Source organism: Mitsuaria chitosanitabida ATCC BAA-476 = NBRC 102408 (assembly GCF_001598255.1).
Lineage (GTDB): Bacteria > Pseudomonadota > Gammaproteobacteria > Burkholderiales > Burkholderiaceae_C > Roseateles > Roseateles chitosanitabidus.
In genome coordinates this window covers 13,943-34,419 of record NZ_BCYP01000001.1, presented here as the reverse complement: position 1 = coordinate 34,419, position 20,477 = coordinate 13,943, and the positions used below count along the sequence as shown (strand labels likewise).

Here is a 20,477-nt window from a genome sequence, read left to right as displayed (position 1 = left end):
CCGCCCGGCGCGGCCCGTGCACCGCCCCCCCGAGCCCACCGAACGGAGTTCCGCCGCGATGTCGCGCAAGTTCATGCTGGCCGCGCTCGCGGCGTCCCTGCTGGTGGCCGGTTGCGGCACCAACGTCGTCAACCCGGTCACCGGTCGCACCGAGCGCAGCGCGATGAGCCTGCAGCAGGAGGTGGAGACCGGCCGCAAGGCGCATCAGGACGTGCTCAAGGAGTACACGCCGGTCGACGACCCGCGCCTGCAGGCCTACGTCACCGCGCTGGGCCGCAAGCTGGCGGCGCAGTCGCACCGGGCGGAGCTCGACTGGCACTTCACCGTGCTGGACAGCCCGGAGGTGAACGCCTTCGCGCTGCCCGGCGGCTACGTCTACGTGACCCGCGGCATCCTGGCCTACATGGAGAACGAGGCCGACCTGGCCGGCGTGATGGGCCATGAGATCGGCCACGTCACCGCGCGGCACGGCGCGCAGCGCGCGACCCAGCAGCAGAACGCCGGCTTCGGCGTGCTGGCGGCCACGGTGCTGGGCGCGGTGCTCGAGTCGCGCGGCATGGACGGCGCGACCAACCTCGCGGGGCAGCTGTCCCAGAACGCGGCGGCGGGCTACATCGCCTCCTACAGCCGCGAGCAGGAACTGCAAGCCGACGAGCTCGGCGCCGAGTACCTGGCCCGCAACCAGTACGACCCGCGCCACATGGTGGACGTGATCCAGGTGCTGAAGGACCAGGAGCAGTACGCCAATGACCAGGCGCGCGCGCAAGGCCGCCCGGCCGGCGGCGGCAACCACTGGCTCGCGTCGCACCCGAGCAACGACCAGCGCCTGCAGCGCATCCGGGACGAGGCGGCGATGCTGACGGGCGGCAAGCCGGTCGACGAGAACCGCGCCGCCTTCCTGAAGGCCATCGAGGGCATGGGCTTCGGCGACAGCCCGGCACAGGGCCTGGTCCGCGGACAGCGCTTCCTGCACCCGTCGCTGGACATCGCCCTGACCGCGCCGGCCGGCTGGACGCTGCAGAACGGCAGCGACGCGCTGACCGTGCTGGCGCCGCAGCGCGACGCCGCGCTGATCCTGCAGCCGGTGCCGCCCAAGGCCGGTACCTCGCACGACGAGATCCTGCGGCGCTGGGGCGCCGAACAGGGCCGCACCGACGCCAGGACGCTCAACGGCCTGAAGGCCACGCACTTCAGCGGCGTGCGCCGCAACGCCCAGGGCCAGCGCGGCATGGCGGAGCTCACGCTGGTCACCAGCGCCCAGGGCGCCGTCTATGCGCTGGTCTACGCGGCCAAGGACGGCCAGACGCTGCAGGCCCGCCGGCCCTCGCTGGCACAGGCCGAGGAGAGCTTCCGCGCGTTCACGGCCGAGGATCGGCAGCTCGCCCGCCCCTGGAGGATCGCGCTGCGCCCCTTCCCGGCCGGCGGCTTCACGGAGCTCGCCAAGGGCTCGGTGCTGAACGAAGCCCAGCTCAAGCTGCTCAACGGCCAGTACGGCGGCACCAACGCCGGCGACGGCGGCGCCCGACCCGCGCCGGCCGCGGGTCGACTGGTCAAGACGGTCGTCGCCCAGTGACGCCGATGGCGCGCACCTCGGCCCCAATGACAACAGCCCGCGGCTGACGCACGCGGGCTGTTCGTGGCAGGGCGTCGAAGACGCCCGAGGGTCAGGGCTTGCGCTGCGCCGGACCCAGATGGGCCAGCCAGAAGGCCTCGTACTTGCGATGCCAGCCGACGGCCTTCACCGCGCCACCCAGGCCGTGCTCGCCGTCCGGATCCAGGAAGAGCTCGACCAGCCCTTCCTTGCCCGATTCCAGCAGCGCCCGGTACACGTTGACCGTGTCCTGGTACAGCACGTTGGGATCCTGCATGCCGTGCACCAGCAGCAGCGGCTTCTTCAGGTTCTTGGCCAGCGGCAGCAGCGAGTACTTGCGCAGCACCGGCTTGCTCCGGTCGACCTTGCCGATCGTGCGGCCCGAGTACCAGCTGTTGTAGTTCTCCCATTCCGTCGGACCCGCGCCCGCGATGCCGGCCGCGAACAGGTCCGGCTTCGTGTACATCGTGTACTGCGTCTGGAAGCCGCCGAAGCTCCAGCCGTTCAGGCCGATGCGCGAGGCGTCCACGCCCAGGTTGGCCTTCATGTAGGCCACCAGGTCTTCCAGGTCCTCGGTCTGCGGCGCGCCCGGCTTCTCCCAGTTGGCATCGGCGAACTTCTCACCGTAGTTCGAGTGGCCGCGCGGGTCCACCGTCACCGTGACGTAGCCGTGCTTGGCGGCCATGTACATGCCGAACAGGTAGCCGGTGGGCTGGAAGCTGTCCGTCTCCACCGAGTGGCGATCATTCAGCGGACCGCCGTAGGTGTAGACGATGGCGGCACGCTGATCCGACGGGGCCCAGCCCAGCGGCTTGAACACGTAGGCCGGGATCATGTCGCCGTGGCGGTTCTTGAAGCTGAAGCGCTCGGGACGCAGCACGTCGACCTGCGCCCAGGCGGGGTCGTTGCTCTGCGTCAGCGTCTTGCCCGCTTCGGCGCCGGACTTGCCCGGCTGCCCCTTGAGCAGCTTGAGCTCCGGACGCTCGCCCCAGTTGCCGGCGACGGCCGCGGCCCACTGGCCGTTGCGCGCCACCGCGGCGGCGCGGTGGTAGTCGGGCGAGCGGCCCAGCGCGGTCATCGCGCCGTCCTTGAGCTCGACGCGCCAGACGTTCATCGCGGCGTAGTCATCCTTGTTGGAGACCACGAACATCGACTTCGCGTCGGGCGTGAAGCCCAGCACCTGGAAGGCCTCGAACTCGCCCTTGACCAGCGGCGTGACCGAGCGGTCGGCGCCGGCGGCCAGGCTCATCGCATAGGGCTGGCGCCAGCCGTTGTCGGCCAGGATCAGCACCAGCTGCTTGTTGTCGGGCGTGAAGCTGGGCGTCATCACGTTGACCAGCTCGTGGTGGATGGGCGCGCGGCGCTCCAGCACCATCTCCGGCTTGGCCGCGCCGGGCTTGCCCAGGTAGGCGCGGTACAGGTCCTTCTCGCGCTCGAAGGTCGTGAAGGCGTAGTGGCTGCCGTCACGGGCCCACACGACGGGCGAGATCTCGAACCAGCTGTCGCCGCCCGGGTGCGTGAACACCGGCTCGGGCTGGCGCTCGGGCGCCGCGCCGGGCGCGGGCACCTTGCGGATGTAGAGGGCCAGCGATTCCTCGCCGCGCTTGTCGTCGGAGACCTCGCGCGGGACCTTCTTCGCGGTGGCGAAGCGCTCGCTGTAATTCATGATCTCGACCTGGCGGCCGGCCTTGGGCAGCGGCTTGCCGTCGGCACCGACCAGCGGCGCGTTGGCGGCCAGCGCCATCCAGCGGCCGTCCTCGCTCAGCGTGGTCTGGGCGATGCGGAACTTGCGGTCCTCGTCGTCCGGATTGAAGAGCTCGCGGTTGATCACCTCGATGCCGGCCGTGGCCAGGCGCACGCGCAGCACGCGGGTCTCGTCCTGGACGATCAGCGACTGGTCGTCGGGCGAGTAGCCGACCGGCTTGAGCGTGCGGCCCGTGGCCAGCAGCGGCTCGGCGCGCTCGGCGCCGGCCTTCCAGCGCAGCAGCTGGCCGCGGTAGCTGAAGACCAGCTCGTCGCCCTTGGAGGCCCACACGAACTGCGACACGCCGGGGTACAGGTCCTGCGGCTTGAGCTTGTCCTTGGCGAGCTTCTTCTTCAGCTCGTCACGCAGCTCCCACAGCGCCATGTCCTTGGGATCCTTGGCCGGCTTCTTCGCCTCGGGCGCCGAGGCGCCGGAAGCGGGCGCGGCCGGCGCGGAGGCGGCGGACTCCGCGCCCCAGGCGGCCTTCTCGGCGGCCTTGCGGGCGTCCTCGCGCGCCTTGCGCTCGGTCAGCTCGACCTTGAGCTCGGCCAGCGCCTTGCGCTCCCACTGCTCCAGATCGACGGTCTCGCCGCGCAGGTAGGCGGCCTGCGCCTCTTCCTTGGCCTGACGCTCGGTCTGCTCGTCGCGCTTCTGCTGGAGCTTCTTCGCGTAACGGTCCAGGTTCTCGGGCGTCTCGACGACGGCCATCAGCGTCGGCGAACTCAGGCGGACCGTGCGCCCCGTCTGCGTGTCATGCACGTACAGGTCGCTGCCGGGCTCGCCGAAGGGATTCCACAGGTAGGCGAGGTAGCGGCCGTTGGCGCTGAACTTGATGTCCTTGGCGGGTTCGCCGCGATAGGGCTCGGCGCGGAACAGCTGTTCCAGCGTCAACGGGCGGTTCGCGACGGCGACCGGGGCGGCCTTGGCCGGCGCGGCGGCGGTCTGGGCCAGCGAGCCTTCGCTGGCACCGAGCCCGGTCGCCAGGGTCGCCAGCGCCAGGGAAGTCAGGATCCATTGCTTCAAATCGTTGCTCCACGCCCCGCGGGGTGCTGCGGGGACGCGGGATTCTAGGGATCGGGCCAACAAACGCTTACCGCTGACACGTCCACCGGATCCGTCAAGCGCGCGTTAACCCTCCATACTTTCCCTAGGAACTGCCGTTTCCCGGCCCGCCACCGTGACCTCCGGCACGGCGCACCGGTCCCGGACCATGACGAACGGCATGCAATGACAAAGGGCTCCGTATGAAGCAACTGATCCATCGACTCCTGGGCGCCGCGGCGCTGACCGCCGCCGCGCTGGCGGCCCCGTCCGCCTTCGCCGGTGACGTGGGCGTGTCCATCAGCGTGGGCCAGCCCGGCTTCTATGGCCGGATCGATGTCGGCAACGTCCGCCCCTCGGTGATCTACGCCGAGCCGATGATGGTCGAGCGCGTCTACGCCCCCGCCCCTCCCCTGTACCTGCGCGTCCCGCCCGGCCATTACCGGAACTGGTCGCACCACTGCGCCTATTACGGCGCCTGCGGCCGCCAGGTCTATTTCGTCCGTGAGGACTGGTATGCCCGGACCTACGCGCCGGCCTACTACGGCCGTCCGGTCGCCTATCCGGTCTACGCCCCGCCCCCGCCCCCGCGCTGGGAACCGCGCCGCGATTATTGGGAAGGTCGCCGGGACTGGCACGATCACCGCGACGACCGCCGCGGCTGGGACGACCGTCGCGGCTGGGACGGCAACCGCCGGGATTGGGACGATCGCCGAGGCGACCGCGGGGATCGCGGCGACCGGGGTGGCGACCGCGGCGATCGCGGCCACCATCACCGCGACTGAGCCGACGGGCTCGCGTATAGTCGGCGCCTTACACGCCAGCAAGGCGTGATTCACGACGCCGACGTATGTTCGTCAAAGCCATCGCCGCCCTGGGTCTGCTGGTCTGCATCCTGCTGGCCATCGACATGGCCCTGCCCCGCCGCCATCAGGCGGCCTGGCGCGCCTGGATGCGGCGACGACGCGGATCCGGCTTCTCCTTCGGCCTGCGTGGCCGCTTCAATTCCCGCGATCGACGCCGCGCCGCCCACGATGCGGCCCTCGACGCGATCGCCCGCGCCAAGAACCGCTCCGGCACCTGGGACGGCAACGTCTATCACGGGGACGACTTCGAGCAGCGCCAGCGCCGCAAGCCGCATTGAGCGGCGCCCGAGTCTCCCGCCCACCGCGACTGAACCCACATGAAGACGGCCTCTCTCGAGGCCGTCTTCATTGGTGCGATCAGCGCCGCGCCAGCACCGGCGCCAGCGCGCGGCCGGTGTGCGTGCCCAGCTCGACCAGCGACTCCGGCCGCCCTTGCGCGACGACGCGCCCGCCCGCCGAGCCGCCTTCCGGTCCCAGGTCCAGCACCCAGTCCGCCTCGGCGATCACATCCAGGTCGTGCTCGATGACGACCACGCTGTGGCCGCCGTCGACCAGCCGGTGCAGCACGCGGATCAGCTTCTCCACGTCGGCCATGTGCAGGCCCACGGTCGGCTCGTCCAGCACGTAGAGCGTGTGCGGCGGCTTCTGGCCGCGGCGCGTGACGTCGTCGCGCACCTTGACCAGCTCCGACACCAGCTTGATCCGCTGCGCCTCGCCGCCCGACAGCGTCGGGCTGGGCTGGCCCAGCGTCAGGTAGCCCAGGCCCACGTCCTGCAGCAGCTTGAGCGGATGCGCGATCGACGTCATCGCGGCGAAGAACTCCACCGCCTCGTCGACCTCCATCTGCAGCACCTCGCCGATGCTCTTGCCGCGCCAGGTCACGGCCAGCGTCTCCGGGTTGAAGCGCTGCCCATGGCACTGGTCGCACAGCACCTTCACGTCGGGCAGGAAGCTCATGGCGATGGTGCGCATGCCCTGACCCTCGCAGCCCGGGCAGCGGCCCTCGCCGGTGTTGAAGCTGAATCGCCCCGGCGCGTAACCGCGCGCCTTGGCCTCCAGCGTCTCGGCGAAGAGCTTGCGGATCGCGTCCCAGAAGCCGATGTAGGTCGCCGGGCAACTGCGCGGCGTCTTGCCGATCGGCGTCTGGTCGACTTCCAGCACGCGGTCCACCTGCTGATGGCCCTCGATCGCGTCGCAGCCGATCCACTTGGACGGCGCGCGGCGCAGCGGCACGGCCGCGGCCATGTTGGCCAGCAGCACGTCGCGCGCCAGCGTCGACTTGCCCGAGCCCGACACCCCGGTGATCGCCACCAGGCGGTGCAGCGGCACGTCCACGGTGACGCCGCGCAGGTTGTGCAGCGTCGCGTCGAGCACCGTCAGCCGGGGCGCGTCCGCGACCATCTCGCGGCGCGCCTGCAGCGGGTGCACCAGCGGCTTCGACAGGAAGCGGCCGGTCAGCGATTCCGGGTTCCGGGCGATGTCCGCCGCCGAGCCTTCCGCGATCACGCGGCCGCCGCGCTTGCCCGCGCTCGGACCGATGTCGATGATGTGATCGGCGCGCCGGATCGTGTCCTCGTCGTGCTCGACGACGACCAGCGTGTTGCCCTTGTCGCCCAGCGTCGAGAGCGCCTTGAGCAGGATCTGGTTGTCGCGCGGGTGCAGGCCGATGGTGGGCTCGTCCAGCACGTAGCAGACGCCCTGCAGGTTGCTGCCGAGCTGCGCCGCCAGGCGGATGCGCTGCGCCTCGCCACCCGAGAGCGTCGGCGCCGCGCGGTCCAGCGTGAGATAGCCCAGCCCCACTTCCTCGAGGAACTCCAGCCGGCCGCGGATCTCGCTGACCACGTCGCGCGCGATCTCGGCGTCGCGGCCGGTCAGCGCCAGACTGGCGATCCATTCGCGGGCCTCGGTCACGCTCCACGACGCGACGGCGGCGATGGTCTCCTGCTCGAAGGTCACCGCGCGGGCCACCGGATTCAGCCGCGAGCCGTGGCAATCCGGGCAGGGCTGGTCGCTCAGGTCCTCGATCTCGGCCTCCTCGGCCGGGAAGCTCTGCTCGCGGCCGCGGTTGTCCTTGTCCTGCTGGCTGTCGTCCAGCGCCTTGCGCTGCTCGCGCGTCAGCGCGAGACCGGTGCCCACGCAGGTGCCGCACCAGCCGTGCTTGGAGTTGTAGCTGAACAGCCGCGGATCGAGTTCCGGATAGCTGGTGCCGCATTGCGGGCAGGCGCGCTTGGTCGAGAACACCCGCAGCGCGCCGATGCCGCGCGTGGGCTTGGCATTGCGCAGCGCGTCATGCAGGCCTTCCAGCGGTGCCAGCACGTGCACCACGCCCTTGCCGTGATCGAGCGCCTTGGCCAGCAACTCGCGCAGCTCGGCCTCGGCTTCCGGCACGACGACCATGTCGCCCACCGGCAGCTCGATGCTGTGCTCCTTGAAGCGGTCCAGGCGCGGCCAGGGGCTGGTGGGCAGGAACTCGCCGTCCACCCGCAGGTGCGTGTGGCCGCGCTGCTTGGCCCACTTCGCCAGATCGGTGTAGACGCCCTTGCGGTTGACCACCAGCGGCGCGAGCAGGCCGATGTGCTGGCCCTTGTAGTCGCGCAGCAGCTGCGCGGCGATGGCCTCGATGCTCTGCGGCTTCACCGGCGTGCCGTCGTGCGCGCAGTGCTGCACGCCCAGCTTCACGTAGAGCAGGCGCAGGAAGTGCCACACCTCGGTCGTCGTCGCGACCGTGCTCTTGCGGCCGCCGCGCGAGAGGCGCTGCTCGATGGCCACGGTGGGCGGGATGCCCCACACCGCGTCGACCTCGGGCCGGCCCGCCGGCTGGACGATCGAGCGCGCATAGGCGTTCAGCGATTCCAGATAGCGGCGCTGTCCCTCGTTGAAGAGGATGTCGAAGGCCAGCGTGCTCTTGCCCGAGCCCGACACCCCGGTCACCACGTTGAACTTGCCGCGCGGGATGCTGACGTCGACCGACTTCAGGTTGTGCTCGCGCGCGTTGACGATGCGGATCGCCTCGTCAGTGGCGCGCGGGCGGCGCAGCAGTGACTGCAAGGGCTTGCCCTCGGCGACCTTGACCGGCGCGCGGTCCATCTCGAGCGCGTACTCGCGCAGCGCCTGCGCGGTGTGCGAGGTCGGGTGATCCTTGAGCTGCTCCGGCGTGCCGGTGGCGACGACGAGGCCGCCGTCCTCGCCGCCCTCGGGGCCGAGGTCGATGACCCAGTCCGCGGCGCGGATCACGTCCAGGTTGTGCTCGATCAGGATCAGCGAGTGGCCCGCCGTCAGCAGCTTGCGCATCGCGCGCATCAGCTTGGCGATGTCGTCGAAGTGCAGGCCCGTCGTGGGCTCGTCGAACAGGAACAGCGTGCCCTTGGTCGCCGTCGCCTGGCGCGGCTTGGAGGCCGCCTCGGCCAGGTAACCGGCCAGCTTGAGCCGCTGCGCCTCGCCGCCCGACAGCGTCGGCACCGGCTGACCCAGCGTCAGGTAGTCCAGGCCGACATCGGACAGTGGTTGCAGCTTGTTGAGCACCTCGCGGTCGGCGCCGAAGACGCCGATGGCCTCGGCCACCGTCAGGTCCAGCACGTCGGAGACGCTCAGCTGACGGCCGGCGCGCTCGAGCTTGACCTCCAGGATCTCGGCGCGGAAGCGCTTGCCGTCGCAGTCCGGGCAGCGCAGGTAGACGTCGGACAGGAACTGCATCTCGACATGCTCGAAGCCCGAGCCGCCGCAGGTCGGGCAGCGGCCGTCGCCCGCGTTGAAGCTGAACATGCCGGCGCCGTAGCTGCGCTCCTTGGCCAGCGGCGCCTCGGCGAAGCGCTTGCGGATCTCGTCGAACACGCCGACGTAGCTCGCGGGGTTGGAACGCGCCGTCTTGCCGATGGGCGACTGGTCGACGAAGACCGCGTCGGCCAGCCAGTCCGCGCCCAGCAGCCGGTCATGCGCGCCGGGCGCCTCGGTGGCCTGGCCGAACCAGCGCGCCAGCGCCGGATAGAGCACGTCCTGCATCAGCGTGCTCTTTCCCGAGCCCGACACCCCGGTCACCGCGACCATGCGCTGCAGCGGGAACTCGACGCTGACGTTCTTGAGGTTGTGCTCGCGCGCGCCCTCGAGGATCAGGCGCGGGGTGCTCTCCTCGACGACGCGCTTCAGGCCCATGCCCACATGCTTGCGCGCGCCCAGGTAGGAGCCGGTCAGCGTGTCCGCCGCGCGGATCTGCTCGGGCGTGCCGTCGAAGACGATCTGGCCGCCCTGCTGGCCGGGACCGGGACCCATGTCGATCAGGCGGTCGGCCGCCAGCATCACGGCGGGATCGTGCTCGACGACCACCAGCGTGTTGCCCGCGTCGCGCAGGCGCTGCATGGCCTGGACGATGCGGTTCATGTCGCGCGGATGCAGGCCGATGCTGGGCTCGTCCAGCACGAACAGCGTGTTGACCAGCGAGGTCCCCAGCGCCGTCGTCAGGTTGATGCGCTGCACCTCGCCGCCGGAGAGCGTGCGGCTTTGGCGGTCCAGCGTCAGGTAGCCGATGCCCACGTCGCAGAGGTACTTCAGCCGGTTGCGGATCTCGTCCAGCAGCAGCTTCAGGGCCTCGTCCAGCATCGAGCCCGGCAGCTGCAGCTCATCCATGAAGCGGCGCAGCCGATGGATGGGCAGTTGCATCAGGTCGTGCACGGACAGGCCGGGCAGCGCCTCGAGCTGGGCGCGGGTCCACGTCACGCCTTCAGGCAGGAAGCGCAGCTCGGCCGGCAACGCGGCGTCGGCCAGCGGCTTGGAGCCGATGCGCCACAGCAGCGCCTCGGTCTTGAGCCGCGCGCCGCGGCAGGACGGGCACTCGGTGTAGCTGCGGTACTTGGACAGCAGCACCCGGATGTGCATCTTGTAGGCCTTGCTCTCCAGGTAATCGAAGAAGCGACGCACCCCGTACCACTGCTTGTTCCAGTTGCCGTTCCAGTTGGGGCTGCCCTCGATGACCCAGTCGCGCTGCGCCTGCGTCATCTGGTTCCAGGCGGTGTCGCGGGGGATGCCCGCGTCGCCGGCGTACTTCAGCAGGTCGTCCTGGCACTCCTTCCAGGCCGGCGTCTGCATGGGCTTGATCGCGCCGCCGCGCAGGGTCTTGCGCTCGTCGGGAATCACCAGGCCCAGGTCCACGCCGATCACGCGGCCGAAACCGCGGCAGGTCTCGCAGGCGCCCATGGCCGAGTTGAACGAGAACAGCGCGGGTTGCGGATCGGCATAGCGGATGTCGCTCTCGGGGCAGTGCAGGCCCGTCGAGTAGCGCCACAGCGCGGGCTCGACGCCCTCTTCGGTGCTGAGCACGTAGACCGTCAGGCGGCCGCTGCCGCGCTTGAGCGCCAGTTCGATGGCCTCCATCGCGCGCGACTGCTCGACGCCTTGCATGCGGAAGCGGTCCGCGACCACGTCCAGCACCTTGCGGCCGTTGACCACGCGCTCCGACTGCACGCGGGTGAAGCCGGAGGCGGACAGCCACTGCTCGACCTCGCCGGCGCTGACCGATTCGGGCAGCTCGACGGGGAAGGTCAGCACCAGACGCGGGTCGCCGTCCTTCGTGCGCGCCATCAGTTCGGCATAGATGGTCTGCGGCGTGTCGTGGCGCACCGGCAGCGCGGTCTCGCGGTCGAACAGCGCCGCACCGCGCGCGAACAGCAGCTTCAGGTGATCGTTGAGCTCCGTCATCGTGCCGACGGTGGAGCGGCTGGTGCGGACCGGGTTGGTCTGGTCGATGGCGATCGCGGGCGGCACGCCCTCGACCTTGTCGACCGCCGGGCGGTCCATGCGGTCCAGGAACTGGCGCGCGTAGGCGGAGAAGGTCTCCACGTAGCGGCGCTGGCCCTCGGCGTAGAGCGTGTCGAAGACCAGGCTGGACTTGCCCGAGCCGCTGGGCCCGGTCACCACCGTCAACTCCCCGGTGCGCAGGTCCAGGTCGAGGTTCTTGAGGTTGTGCTGGCGGGCGCCCCGGATGCGGATATCGGCGTCGGACATGTGGGTGTCAGGCTCGGAGGCTCAAAAAAGGCAGTGGGCGGTCATTCTAGGGAGCGGTGGCGCCACGGACTGGCAGGAGCGGACAAGACGTCCCCGGCGTCGGGCGAGCCACGAGCGGCGGCGTCCGGAGAGACATAGTGGTAAGGAAATGCAAAACCGAGACCGTTCGGTGGGGCCTCGGCTACCTCTTGTCAAGGCCACCGAGTGATGACTTCCGCACACTTGCTAGTCTTGCGAGCCTGCGGCAACAATGGACCCCGTCGCCGAGGTGCAACACCGGCTCACCGCCCGAGCGACTTCTTTAAGGGATTACCCGTAGCCGGACACGGCGCGGGACGACAAGCGACATGGACAGAAACGACGGCCATCGAAACACCGAGACCACTTTGGTCCTGATGACGTCGGACGCGTCCGCGAAATCCTCGCCGCCGGCCGCGGTCCCGGATCAAGGCGTCTCGGGCCAGCGCCCGGCGCCGGGAGAAGCCTTCGTCCTGCTGGTCGAGGACAACCCGATCAATCAGGTGGTGGCACTGGAGTTCCTGGCGCTGATGGGTCTGAAGACGCAACTGGCCCGGAACGGCCAGGAAGCGCTGGACCAATGCGAGCGCGCCGCCCCCAGCCTGGTGCTGATGGACATCCAGATGCCGGGCATGGACGGCCTGGAATGCGCGCGCCGCCTGCGCGAGCAACAGGCCCAGGGCCGTCTTCCGCGCTTCCCGATCCTGGCGCTGACGGCGCACGCGCTGGACAGCGACGTGGCGGACAGCCTCAAGGCCGGCATGGACGAGCACCTGACCAAGCCGCTGGACTTCCTCACCCTGCGCCGCCGCCTGGCGCGCTGGCTGGACCTGCCGCAGCTCAACGACTGAGCCTCGATCGGCGAGGCCGATCGTCCTCCGCACGACGCCTCGCTCCCAGGAGGGAGCCGCTCCCCCATGGGACTGTGGCGTCGGCGCCTTGATCTAGCGCAGACCTTGGCGAGATCCCCCATCGCCGAATTGGCGTCTGCCGGGGACGCGTGCTTCACTTTGCGATCGCGCCCGATGTCCGGGCGCTCATCGTCAGGAGTGCCGCATGTATCCCTTTTCGATCCAGTCGTATCAGCCGAGCGAGCGCCTTCAAGCCGAGATCCATCTGGTCGCGCTGGAGGACAACCGCACGGATGCGCAGGTGGTCCAGCAGGCCCTTCGCGTGTACTTCGACATCCGTCGCCGGATGCGCGATGGCGCCGCGTTCGGGTTCATCGAGCAGGATCGCAAGGCCCTTCTGGCGCATGAGATCGTGGGGTACTGAGATGGCGCTTCCAGAGGCCCTCCCCGGCAACCATGAGATGCGCGCCGCCATCGCTCCTCCCGAGACCGCCGCCGACGCCACGGCGCGGCGGGTACGAGACCTGTCCTTGCTCTTCGTCAGCTTGCTGGTCCTGATCACCCTGGTGAGCTTCAGCATCTACATCCTCACGGCGTCTTGCTCAACGCAGGAGGATCGCTGGTGGGCGAGTTCAACGCTCACCGCCGCCTTCGGCGGCGTCCTCGGCTGGCTCATCAAGCGCTGATGCGCGCGCTCACCCGCCTTCGAGAAACCGCTCCACCACCGAGAAATGCGCCGGCGCGTTCAGCGCCGGCGCATGGCCGCAGCCGGGGATGGTGACCACCACCGCCCGCGGCCCCCGCACCCGCATCTGCTCGGCCGTCTCCGGCAGCAGCAGATCGGACGTCTCCCCGCGCAGGCACAGCACCGGCAGGCTCAGCGAGTCCCACTCGGTCCAGCGCTTGTAGTCGTCCGGATGGACGAAGAACTGCCGCACCATCGCCGGGTCGTAATGCGGCGTCACCCGCCCGTCCGGCAACCGCCGCACCGAGCTCTCCGTCAGCCGCCGCCATTGCGTGTCGCTGATCCAGCCGTAGGGCGCGTAGATCTGGCGGAAGTACTGCTCCAGCTCGCTCACCGTGTCGAAGGCCGCCGGATTGCCGGCGTAGCTGCGGATGCGCTGCACCGCGGGCTCGGCCAGCTCCGGGCCGATGTCGTTGAGCACCAGCCGCCGGATCCGCTGCCGCAGCGTGGTGGCCGCCGCCAGCAGCCCGATCGCGCCCCCCATCGAGGTGCCCACCCAATGGAAGGAAGGCAGCCCCAGCTGATCGACCAGCGAGGTCGCCAGCTTCACGTAGAAGGGCAGGCAGTACTCGGCGTCCGGATCCGGACTCCACTGCGACAGCCCCCGTCCGATGGTGTCCGGGCAGATCACGTGATAGCGCCCCGACTGCGACAGGTGGGCCGCCAGCTCGTCCATGTCGCGCCCGGTGCGGGCCAGGCCGTGCCAGGCGATGACCGGCTCGGCGGCCGGGTCGCCCCAGGCCATGTAGTGGAGCTCGCGCCCTTCGCAGCGCAGATAGTTCGACGTCGACTTCAAGATCCCCTCCTCCACTGCCGCAGACGCCCGACCAGTCCGTTCGGGAAGTGATAGACGGCCAGCACGAACAGCACGCCCAGCCACAGCAGCCAGCGCTCCGGCGCGATCAGCTGCGACAGCACCGGCACGCCGTCGACGGCCGTGGCGCCGACGCGCATCAGGTCCTGCAGATAGCTCTGCGCCAGCACGAACAGCGCGCTGCCGATGACCGCGCCGTAGAGGGTCCCCATGCCGCCGATGACGACGATCAGCAGGATGTCCAGCATGATCTCGAAGGACAGCGAGGTGTCCGGCCCGTTGTAGCGCAGCCAGATCGCCAGCAGCGCGCCAGCCAGCGTCGCGAAGACCGCGGCCAGCAAGGTCGACAGGGTCCGGTAGGTGACGAGGCGATAGCCGATGGCCTCGGCGCGGAAGTCGTTGTCGCGGATGGCCTGCAGCACCCGGCCGAAGGGCGAGTTGACGATGCGCAGCAAGGCCAGCACCAGCAGCACGGCCACTACGAACAGCAGGTAGTAGCTCAGCAGCCGGCCGTCGACGCTGACGCCGAGGAAGGGTTCCTCGAGGAACTCGGTCGAGGGCGAGAGCAGCTCGGGCAGGCGGAAGTTCAGGCCGTCCTCGCCGCCGGTGAAGTCCGACAGCTGCGAGGCCAGGCCCTGGAAGGCCGCCGCGACCGCGAGCGTGATCATCGCGAAGAAGATCGCCTTCACGCGCAGCGAGAACAGCCCGATCACGAGCGCCAGCAGCAGCGACAGCACCAGCGCGCCGCCCACGCCGATGGCGAGCGCCGCGAAGCCGGGCTCCATGCGCGAGCTCGCGATCGCCACGCCGTAGGCGCCGATGCCGAAGAACATGGTGTGGGCGAAGCTGACGATGCCGGTGTAGCCCAGCAGCAGGTCGTAGCTGCCCGCGAGCACGATGAACACGAGGATCTTGGCCGCCACATTGAGCGCGCGCGTGCCGGGGAAGACGAAGGGCGTCAGCGCCAGGGCGACGACGGTGAGGATCAGCAGCGCGGCCAGCAGTCGGCTGCGCGGCAGGTCGTGGGACAGGAGGGAGCGGAGCGCGTTCATGGCCGGGTCCTCAGCGCTGGCTCACGGGATAGAGGCCTTGCGGCCGCCACAGCAGCACGGCCACCATCAGCGCGATGTTGGAGAACAGCGCCGCCTTCGGCGCGATGAAGCCGCAGTAGTTGGCCATCAGCCCCACCAGCAGCGCCCCGGCGAAACAACCCAGCGTCGAGCCCAGCCCGCCGATGATGATGACGATGAACAGCAGCGTGTTGACCTGCGCGCCGATCTGCGGGATCACGCTCTGCTGGTAGAGCCCCCACAGCACGCCGCCCAGGCCCGCCAGCGCGGAGCCGGCGACGAAGACCGACACGAACAGCCGCCGGATCCGGTAGCCCAGGCTCTCGACCATCTCGCGGTCCTGCACGCCGGCGCGGATCAGCAGGCCCAGCTTGGTCCGGTTCAGCAGCCACAGCAGCGCGACGAAGACCGCGAGGCCCACGACCACCGCCAGCAGCCGGAACTTCTCGATCGCGACATCGCCGATCAACAGCGCGCCGCGCAGCGACTCGGGCGGCTGCAGCGGGATCATCTGCGCGCCCCAGACCAGCTTGATCAGTTCCTCCCCGATGATCATCCCGCCCATGGTGATGAGGATCTGCTTGAGATGCATCCCGTAGACGGGGCGCACCAGCACGCGCTCGAAGACCAGGCCCAGCGCGGCGGCGGCCACCATGCCGGTCAGCGCCGCGACGCCGACAGCGACCAGATTGGCGACCAGCGAGGGACTGGCCACGAAGCCGCCCATCGCGCCCATCACCGTGGTCGCGACGAAGGCGCCCAGCGCGATGAACACGCCGTGGCCGAAGTTCAGCACGTCCATCAGGCCGAAGACCAGGGTCAGGCCGGACGCGATGACGAAGATGATCAGCCCCATGGCCAGGCCGGCCAGCGTCAGCGTGGCCCAGCTCGTCGCCGAGCCCACCAGCGGCAGCGCCACGAGCGCGACCGCGACGATGAGCAGCAGCGGGATGAGGTCGAAGCGCGTCTTCGGCACCGGGTCGGAGGCTCCCGCCGCGGTGCTCGTGATGCTTGGGGTCGGTGTGGTCGTCGCCATCGTTGCGGTCATGCCAGGCTTGTTCATTGATGCGCCGCCAGCGAGAGGCCCAGCAAGCGCTGCTGCAGCGATTCGTCCTCGGCGAGCTCGGCCATGCGGCCGGCGTGCACGACGCGGCCGTCGTCCATCACCGCGACGCCGTCGCCCAGCGCCTTGGCCACCATGAAGTTCTGCTCGACCAGCAGCACCGTGGTGCGCGCGCCGTCGCGGCCGCGCTTGATCTCCTGCAGCGCCTCGATGAGGTTGCGGATGATCACGGGCGCCAGGCCCTTGGTCGGTTCGTCGATGAGCAGCAGCCGGCGCGGCTCGACCATGGCGCGGGCGATCGCGAGCATCTGCTTCTGCCCGCCGCTGAGCTTGCCCGCCGGATACAGCCAGAACTTGCGCAGCGCCGGGAACAGCCCGAAGAGCCAGTCCAGGCGGGTCGTGTCCAGATCGTCGAGGGAGCGCGCGCGGCGCGCCGCCAGCAGCAGGTTCTCGCGCACGGTGAGGTCGCCGAAGATGCCCATGTTCTCGGGCACATAGGCGATGTCCAGCCGCGCGATCTCCGGCGTGGGCAGCGCGTGGATGGGCTGGCCGTCGAAGCGGATCCGGCCCTGGCCCACGCGCCACAGGCCCATGATCGTGCGCAGGGTCGTCGTCTTGCCGGCGCCATTGCGGCCCAGCAGCATGGTGAGCTCGCCCTCGGGCACGACCAGGTCGACGCCGTGGAGGATGTGATACGCCCCGATGTGCGTGTGCACCCCGTCGAGCTGGAGCAGCGCGGGCGACTGGCCGCTCATTCCCGTGCCCTTGCCGGTGTCCGTCGACGAGGTCGCGGCGGCGGTCGTGCTCATGCGGCCTCCGGCATCGCCAGGCCCAGATAGGCGTTCTGCACCACGGGTGAGGCGATGACCTCGGCCGGATCCCCGTCGGCGACGAGCTGCCCGTGATGCAGTACCACGATGCGATCCGCCAGCTCCCGCACCACGTCCATCTTGTGCTCGACCAGCAGGATCGTGTGCCGCCCCTCCGCCTTGAGATCGCGGATCAGATCCAGGATCACCGGCACCTCGTCGACGCTCATGCCCGCGGTCGGCTCGTCGAAGAGATAGACCTTGGGCCGCAGCGCCATCAGCATCGCGACCTCCAGCTTGCGCTGGTCGCCGTGCGGCAGGCTGGCCGCGGGCGCGTCGACGCGATGCCCCAGCCGCACGCGCTCGACGATGGTCCGCGCCTCGTCGATGAGCTCGCGATGGCTCAGCCACACCGACAGCATCCGCAGCCCTTCCCCGCGCCGCGACTGCACCGCGAGCCGCACGTTCTCCAGCACGCTCAGCGTCGGGAACAGCTGCGTCAGCTGGAAGGCCCGGCCCAGGCCGCGTCGCGTGCGCAAGGGCGCGGCCATGCGGGTCAGGTCCTCGCCGTCGAGCAGTACCCGTCCCGCGCTCGCGCCGAGCTGGCCGGAGATCAGGTTGAAGTAGGTCGTCTTGCCGGCTCCGTTGGGCCCGACGATCGCCGTCAGCGTGCCCGGATGGAATGAGCAGCTGACGCGATCGACGGCGGTGTGGCCGCCGAAGCGGATGGTGAGGTCGCGGGTCTCGAGCATGCGTGCGGGTCGGCGCGTCCTGTCCTCAGGGACAGGTGCCGATCACGTAGTAGTTGGTCCCGGTCTGCTTCAGCGTCGTCGTGACGAAGACGTTCCACAGACCCATGTTCTGGTTGGAGCCGTTGGCGTAGGTGTAGCCGCCGCTCTGGGTCGCGCGGCCCGCCGTGGTGTGGGCGTAGTTGGTGGCGGTGAAGCAGGTCGCCGTCGTGCCTCCGGGGGTGGAGGCGCTCACCGGCGCGGAGCTCGCGCCCTCGACGCCGCCGCTGTCGACCGCGCGCACGGTCCAGCTGTAGCTGGTGCCGGCGCTCAGGCCGCTGTCGCCGTAGCTGGTGGCCGTCACCAGGCTGGCGTTGACCTTGACCGCGTTGCGATAGACGTTGTAGCCGGCGGCGCCGCTGACGGCGCTCCAGCCGATGGTCATGGTGGTGGTGGTCGCGCCCGTGGCGGTCACCGAGGCCGGCGCCGGCAAGGTGCCCGGCGTGCCGCCGCCGGTGCTGCCCGAGGACACCTGGTCGATCATGGCCTTGATCGCTGCCATCTGCACGCCGGCCTTCTGCGAGAAGTTGCTGCCGTACCAGCCGATCCAGTCCCAGCAGCCATTCGGATTCGCCAGCGAGCCGCTGGCCGAGGTCGAGTGGCTGGTGTTGTCCACGCGGGTCTGCGGGAACAGCACGACGATGCTGTTGGTGTCGGCCCAGCGCGCGTAGCCGGTGTTCTTCAGGAACTTGTCGCCGATGGTGGCGTAGTTCTGCTGGCAGCCATGCAGCGCGACGTGCAGCTTGCAGGCCTGACCGGCCGCGCAGTTGGCGGGGACGTAGGCCCAGCCGCTGGTCGCCAGCCCGAGGTTGGTGCTGAAGGCGGTCTGGTCGAACTCGACGAAGTTGGCCGCGGCGGGGCTGTCGTTGCGCGCGTTCAGCGTGCCGTAGAACTTGGTCAGCGCGGCCTTGGCGCCGTCGTAGCCGCAGTTGGCGATGTAGGGCGAGGCGGCCGTGCCGCAACTGTTGTCGCCGGTGGCGTCGAAGTCGGTCGGGAAGACGTGGGCCGCGCCGCTGCGCTGGATGTAGTCCATGTTGGCCGCGGTCACGCCGTTGTTCGTGTACTGCGTCTGCACCGCGTTCATCGGGTTGGGGCCGACGGTGGTGTCGCTGCTGCCGACGAACAGGTAGATCTTCTGCGACGCGACATTGCTCTTCGCGTCGATGGACGTGCCGCTCCAGTTGTTGAGGTCGGCCTGCATGGTGTTGAGCGCCGACGCGGAGATCGTCGCGTTGTACATGCAGGCGGTGTAGTTGCTGTGCCCGGCGCACGTGAAGGGACCGCCGGCGAAGACGCCGACGCCCTTGAAGGTCGATGAATAGGCGTATCCCAGCTGGTTGGCCATGAAGCCGCCCGAGGACAGGCCGGACACGGTGATCTGGGTCTTGTCGATGTTGAGCGCCGGCAGCGGCGCGACGGCGCGCGCCAGGCCGGACAGGGCCAGCAGCGCGACGGGGACGATGCATCGGACCTGGGACAGGATCGCGGAACCACGGACTGCGGAGAACTTCATGGGAAACCTCCTGGATGTCGGGATCGATCGGGATCGTTGGGGGGAGGAGTCGGGGTCGCCGGCCGCGCCGCGACCCGTCGCCATGAGGTTGGCGACCGGATCGCGACGTGGTCGCGGGCGGCAGCGATTGACCGGCTCCGGGGGCATCGCGCGGGGCGATGCGTCAGGGCATCACCGCTTGTTGCGGATCGGGATGCTCATCTCTTCGGGCTTGATCTCGCGGACCAGCTCGGGGACGCCCCAGGCGAAGGCGGGGTCGACCTTGATCTTGAAGTGGTACATCGACTGCATCGCCTGGTGGTCCTCGGCGCGGAAGGTCATGCGGCCCTTGGGCGTCTCGAAGCTCATGCCCTCCATGGCCTTGATGAGCTTGTTGGTGCCGGTGTCGCCGGCCGTCTTCTTGAGCGCCTCGACGATGGCGATGCCGGCGCTCATGCCGCCCGCGGTGAAGAAGTCGGGCGGTGCCTTGAACTGCTTGTAATGGTTGGCGACGAGCCACTCGTTGACCGGGTTCTTCGGGATGCCGAAGTAGTAGTAGGTCGCGCCTTCCATGCCGGGCAGCGACTTGTAGGCGGCCATCGCGGGCAGGATGTTGCCGCCGGTGGCGATCTCGATCCCGTAGCGCTTGAGGTCCAGGTCGGCGATCTTGAACGGGTTGCCCGCGCCGGCCCAGATGATGAAGATCACCTTGCGGCCGGGCTGGTCCTTGAGCTTGTCGATGAGGCGCTGCGCGCCGGCGGTGAAGTCGGTGGTGGTGGTCGGCAGGTATTCCTCGTGCACCACCTTGGCCTTCTTGATCGCGTCCTTGAAGGCCTTCACGCCGTCGCGGCCGAAGGCATAGTCCTGCGCCAGCGTCGCGATCACGGTTCCGGGCTTGTCCAGCGCCACCGCGTTGGAGATCGCGTCCTGCGAGCTGTTGCGGCCGGTCCGGAAGATGTACTTGTTCCACTTGTCGCCGGTGATGGAGTCGGCGACGGCGGGCTCGACCAGCAGGATCTTCTTGTACTCCTCGGCCACGGGCAGCAGCGCCAGCGCGACGCCCGACGAGGACGGGCCGACGGCGATGTCGGCCTTGTCGTCGCCGTAGGCCGTGGCCAGCAGGCTCTTGCCCACGTCGGGCTTGCCCTGGTCGTCCTTCTCGATGACGACGAGCTTGCGCCCGGCCACGGTCATGGTGCCGCCGGTGGCGTAGTCCAGGCCCATCAGGAGGCCGGTCTGCGTCTGCTTGCCGTATGCCTCGAGCGGGCCGGTGCGGCTGTAGACGTGGGCGATGCGGATCTCCTTGCCTTGCGCGAAGGCCGGGGCGCTCGCGCCCAGCGCGGCGGTCAGCGCCAGCGCCGCGCCAGCGACGGCGCGGATGAAGCCATGGGTCATGTGCCTTGTCTCCTGTCGTGGACGGACCGGTCGTGCGCCGGTCTCGGTCCGCTTCCTTCGCAAGGCCCGTGCCGTCCGGGACAACCCTCGGGAAATCCCCCCGGGCGACCGGATCAGCACCGGAAACGACGACGCCGCTGTCCAGGTTTCCGGACAGCGGCGTGGAAGGGCGAACGGGCGGATGTCCGGAAATCAG

General features: G+C 69.7%; 15 protein-coding genes. 6 read left to right on the top strand and 9 right to left on the bottom strand.

What is annotated here, in order from left to right; all coding sequences use genetic code 11:
* Nucleotides 1–58 precede the first annotated feature (58 nt).
* Complete coding sequence (locus MCHT01_RS00125; protein ID WP_067060708.1) at nucleotides 59–1,573, top strand: M48 family metalloprotease; 1,515 nt, start codon at nucleotides 59–61, stop codon at nucleotides 1,571–1,573.
* 91 nt (nucleotides 1,574–1,664) lie between these two features.
* Here MCHT01_RS00125 and MCHT01_RS00120 read toward each other — a convergent pair whose 3' ends face one another.
* On the bottom strand, nucleotides 1,665–4,358 hold the full coding sequence (locus MCHT01_RS00120; protein WP_067060706.1) for a S9 family peptidase: 2,694 nt from the start codon (nucleotides 4,356–4,358) through the stop codon (nucleotides 1,665–1,667).
* Between the two features lie 221 nt (nucleotides 4,359–4,579).
* Between MCHT01_RS00120 and MCHT01_RS00115 the strand changes: the two genes are divergently transcribed.
* On the top strand, nucleotides 4,580–5,161 hold the full coding sequence (locus tag MCHT01_RS00115; RefSeq protein ID WP_218017841.1) for a hypothetical protein: 582 nt from the start codon (nucleotides 4,580–4,582) through the stop codon (nucleotides 5,159–5,161).
* Between the two features lie 65 nt (nucleotides 5,162–5,226).
* Nucleotides 5,227–5,520, top strand: a complete 294-nt coding sequence (locus tag MCHT01_RS00110) for a hypothetical protein (RefSeq protein WP_067060704.1) — start codon at nucleotides 5,227–5,229, stop codon at nucleotides 5,518–5,520.
* Nucleotides 5,521–5,599: 79 nt separating this feature from the next.
* On the opposite strand, the gene uvrA is transcribed toward MCHT01_RS00110, so the two are convergent.
* On the bottom strand, nucleotides 5,600–11,236 hold the full coding sequence (uvrA, locus tag MCHT01_RS00105; RefSeq protein ID WP_067060700.1) for an excinuclease ABC subunit UvrA: 5,637 nt from the start codon (nucleotides 11,234–11,236) through the stop codon (nucleotides 5,600–5,602).
* A 395-nt stretch (nucleotides 11,237–11,631) separates the two neighbouring features.
* Here uvrA and MCHT01_RS00100 point away from each other — a divergent pair, with 395 nt between their 5' ends.
* From MCHT01_RS00100 to MCHT01_RS00090, 3 genes are all read left to right on the top strand, one after another.
* Nucleotides 11,632–12,105, top strand: coding sequence for a response regulator (locus MCHT01_RS00100; RefSeq protein ID WP_245643119.1), 474 nt, complete (start codon nucleotides 11,632–11,634; stop codon nucleotides 12,103–12,105).
* 205 nt (nucleotides 12,106–12,310) lie between these two features.
* The gene (locus MCHT01_RS00095; RefSeq protein WP_067060695.1) at nucleotides 12,311–12,529 is read left to right on the top strand and encodes a hypothetical protein; all 219 of its coding nucleotides are present in this window, start codon (nucleotides 12,311–12,313) and stop codon (nucleotides 12,527–12,529) included.
* A gap of 37 nt (nucleotides 12,530–12,566) precedes the next feature.
* Entirely contained in the window at nucleotides 12,567–12,791 is a 225-nt protein-coding gene (locus MCHT01_RS00090) for a hypothetical protein (protein ID WP_148661315.1), read from the top strand.
* Between the two features lie 9 nt (nucleotides 12,792–12,800).
* Here the strand turns inward: MCHT01_RS00090 and MCHT01_RS00085 are convergent, their stop codons facing one another.
* From MCHT01_RS00085 to MCHT01_RS00055, 7 genes are all read right to left on the bottom strand, one after another.
* On the bottom strand, nucleotides 12,801–13,646 hold the full coding sequence (locus MCHT01_RS00085) for an alpha/beta fold hydrolase (RefSeq protein ID WP_245643108.1): 846 nt from the start codon (nucleotides 13,644–13,646) through the stop codon (nucleotides 12,801–12,803).
* Entirely contained in the window at nucleotides 13,643–14,716 is a 1,074-nt protein-coding gene (locus MCHT01_RS00080) for a branched-chain amino acid ABC transporter permease (protein ID WP_067060685.1), read from the bottom strand. The genes MCHT01_RS00085 and MCHT01_RS00080 overlap by 4 nt, the downstream gene beginning before the upstream one ends.
* Nucleotides 14,717–14,726: 10 nt before the next feature.
* A complete protein-coding gene (locus MCHT01_RS00075) occupies nucleotides 14,727–15,770 on the bottom strand; it encodes a branched-chain amino acid ABC transporter permease (protein ID WP_084451531.1) in 1,044 nt (347 codons plus the stop codon).
* A 23-nt stretch (nucleotides 15,771–15,793) separates the two neighbouring features.
* Nucleotides 15,794–16,552: an ABC transporter ATP-binding protein gene (locus MCHT01_RS00070; RefSeq protein WP_067061221.1), complete on the bottom strand. Its 759-nt coding sequence runs from the start codon at nucleotides 16,550–16,552 to the stop codon at nucleotides 15,794–15,796.
* Nucleotides 16,553–16,602: 50 nt separating this feature from the next.
* A complete protein-coding gene (locus tag MCHT01_RS00065) occupies nucleotides 16,603–17,358 on the bottom strand; it encodes an ABC transporter ATP-binding protein (protein ID WP_067060679.1) in 756 nt (251 codons plus the stop codon).
* Between the two features lie 25 nt (nucleotides 17,359–17,383).
* Nucleotides 17,384–18,907: an extracellular catalytic domain type 2 short-chain-length polyhydroxyalkanoate depolymerase gene (locus tag MCHT01_RS00060; RefSeq protein WP_067060677.1), complete on the bottom strand. Its 1,524-nt coding sequence runs from the start codon at nucleotides 18,905–18,907 to the stop codon at nucleotides 17,384–17,386.
* Between the two features lie 171 nt (nucleotides 18,908–19,078).
* Complete coding sequence (locus MCHT01_RS00055) at nucleotides 19,079–20,281, bottom strand: substrate-binding domain-containing protein (protein WP_067060675.1); 1,203 nt, start codon at nucleotides 20,279–20,281, stop codon at nucleotides 19,079–19,081.
* Between the last annotated feature and the right edge of the window lie 196 nt (nucleotides 20,282–20,477).